Origin of the sequence: Streptomyces triticirhizae (assembly GCF_003696235.1) — a bacterium.
GTDB classification, from domain to species: Bacteria; Actinomycetota; Actinomycetes; order Streptomycetales; family Streptomycetaceae; genus Streptomyces; species Streptomyces triticirhizae.
Window position 1 is genome coordinate 1 of sequence record NZ_RFFJ01000353.1, and the last position, 2,650, is coordinate 2,650.

The 2,650-nt window shown below is 75.1% G+C and carries 2 protein-coding genes; both read left to right on the plus strand.

Annotation, left to right across the window (positions count from 1 at the left end):
* Nucleotides 1–123 precede the first annotated feature (123 nt).
* On the plus strand, nt 124–1,473 hold the full coding sequence (locus tag EBN88_RS29495) for a pectate lyase family protein (protein ID WP_122400044.1): 1,350 nt from the start codon (nt 124–126) through the stop codon (nt 1,471–1,473).
* A 29-nt stretch (nt 1,474–1,502) separates the two neighbouring features.
* Nucleotides 1,503–2,636, plus strand: coding sequence for a serine hydrolase domain-containing protein (locus tag EBN88_RS29500; RefSeq protein ID WP_122400045.1), 1,134 nt, complete (start codon nt 1,503–1,505; stop codon nt 2,634–2,636).
* Nucleotides 2,637–2,650 lie beyond the last annotated feature (14 nt).

A 2,650-nucleotide genomic window follows, 5' to 3' on the forward strand; every position in this document is an offset into this window, starting at 1 on the left:
GGTGGAACCGGGCTCCCCCGGTGTGGGGGGGGGGGGCGGGGGCGGGCCGCTCCTGGGCCGGCCCCCGACTCCCCGCCCCCGCACCCCCGTTCGTCCACCCCATCCCGTTCCCAAGGAGCCGCCATGTCCCCCGTCAGCCTTCGCACCTCCAGACCCCGGGCGGTCGCGGGAGTCGCCCTCGCCGGCTGCGCCGCCCTCGCCCTCACGGCCCTGCCCGGCCAGCCGTCCGCCACGGCGGCCCCCGCCGGGAAGCCGAGCCGGCTCGACCACGCCACCCTGCCCGCCGGCGACGGCTGGGGCTCCGCCGAGGGCGGCGTCACCGGCGGTTCGGGCGCCGCGCCCGACCGCGTCACCACGGTCACCGACCGCGCCGAACTCGCCGCAGCCCTGGCCGAACCCGGCGACGCGCCCCGCGTGATCCGCGTCGCCGGCGCGATCGACGCCAACGCCGACGACGCCGGCAACCCGCTGGAGTGCGCCGACTACGCCAGGGACGGCTACACCCTGGACGCCTACCTCGACGCCTACGACCCCGAGACCTGGGGCTGGGAGAACGAGCCCAGCGGGCCGCTGGAGGACGCCAGGCTGGCCTCAGCCGAGGCGCAGCGGGAACGGGTGTTGCTGTCCGTTCCCTCCCACACCACCATCGTGGGCGTCGGTTCGGACGCCACGCTGCTCGGCGCCACCCTGGACATCAGGGGCGTGGAGAACGTGATCGTCCGCAACCTCACCTTCGAGGACACCTTCGACTGCTTCCCGCAGTGGGACCCGACCGACGGCGACACCGGCAACTGGAACTCCGAGTACGACAGCGTCGTCGTCTACGGCTCCCGCCATGTGTGGGTGGACCACAACACGTTCACCGACGGCCGCCGGCCCGACGCCGAGCAGCCCGAGTACTTCGGGATGCTGTTCCAGCAGCACGACGGCCAGCTGGACATCGTGCGCGGCGCCGACCTGGTGACCGTCAGCTGGAACGTCTTCACCGACCACGACAAGACGATCCTGCTCGGCAACAGCGACTCCGCCTCGGCCGACGACCGGGGCAGGCTGCGGACGACGTTCCACCACAACCTGTTCCACAACGTCAACGAGCGCGCGCCGCGCGTCCGTTACGGCCAGGTGGACGCCTACAACAACCACTATCGGCAGGACGCCGGCTCCCGCTACGGCTACAGCTGGGGCATCGGCATCGAGTCCGCGCTGGTCGCCGAGTACAACGCGATCACCCTGCCGCGCGGGATCACCCCGGACCGGGTGATCCACCAGTGGACGGCGGACACCGCGATGACCGAGCGCGGGAACCTGGTCAACGGGCGGCCCGTCGACCTGCTGGACGCCTTCCACGCGGCCAACCCGTCCAACACCCTGGGGGACGACGCCGGTTGGGTGCCCACGCTCCGCCGTGAGCTGCACCACCCGCTGCTGATCCCGCTGCTTCTCGACCTGCGCGCCGGCGCGGGACGGCTGTGAACACCCCCCACCGAGAGGCGAGGTGAGAGATGACCCACGAGGAGACGACGCCGGCCTCGCGCGGCACGGCGAGCGAGGCGTTCGCCGCGCTGCGCGCGGAGTTCGACGCGGTGCTGGCCGCCGACCCCGAGCACGCCGCCCAGCTGGCGGTCTACCGGGACGGCCGTCTTGAGGTTGACCTCTGGGGCGGGCCGGCGTTCGACGGGTCCACGCTGACCGGCGTCCTCTCCTCGTCCAAGGGCGCCGCGTTCCTGGTGGTGGCCCTGCTGGTGAGCCGGGGCGAGCTGGACGTGGCGCGCGAGGTCCGGCACTACTGGCCGGAGTTCGCCGCCCACGGCAAGGGCGCGATCACCGTGCACCAGCTGCTCAACCACCAGGCCGGCGCGATCGGCGTCGCCGGGGGCTTCACCCCCGAGGAGCTGGCGGACGACGCGGCGATCGCCGAACGCCTCGCCGGCCACCCGCCGTACTGGCACCCGGGCGCGGCGTTCGGCTACCACGCGGTGACGGTCGGCGCGCTGGCCGGCGAACTGGTGCGCCGCGTCAGCGGGTTGACGCTGCGCGAGGCGTACGAGCGCTGGATGAGCGGGCCGCTGGACGTGGACTTCCACCTCGGGCTGCCGGAGGCGGAGGAGCCCAGGCTCCGCTCGATCCTGCCGCCGCGCCCCGCGCCGCCGGACCCGGACGCGCTGCCCGAGGCGCCCGACAGCCTGGGCGGCATCGCGGGCAACCGGCACCACGGGGCGGCGCCCACCGTGCTCCACGAGCTGCCCAACTCCCGGCTGATGCGGGCCGGCGGCCAGTCCTCCGTCGCCGGCGTCGCCTCGGCGCGCGGCCTGGCGCGGCTGTACGCAGCCGCGATCAGCGGCGTGGACGGCGGCGCGCCGCTGCTGGACCCGGACACGGTCCGGCTGGCCGGATCGCCGCACACCACGGGCCATGACCTGGTGCTGGGGATGCGACGGGCCCACGGCCTGGGCTTCCTGCTGCCCGGCGGCCATCTGCCGGCCGGCACCTTCGGGCACGACGGGGCCGGCGGGTCGGTGGCGTTCGCCGCGCCGTCGGCCGGCATCGCCTTCGGCTACACCCGCCGCCGGTTCGCCGGCGGGGCGGCGCCGGAGGCGGACCGGCTGGCGGCGGCGGCCCTGCGGGCGGCGCGCTGACGGCGGCACCGGCC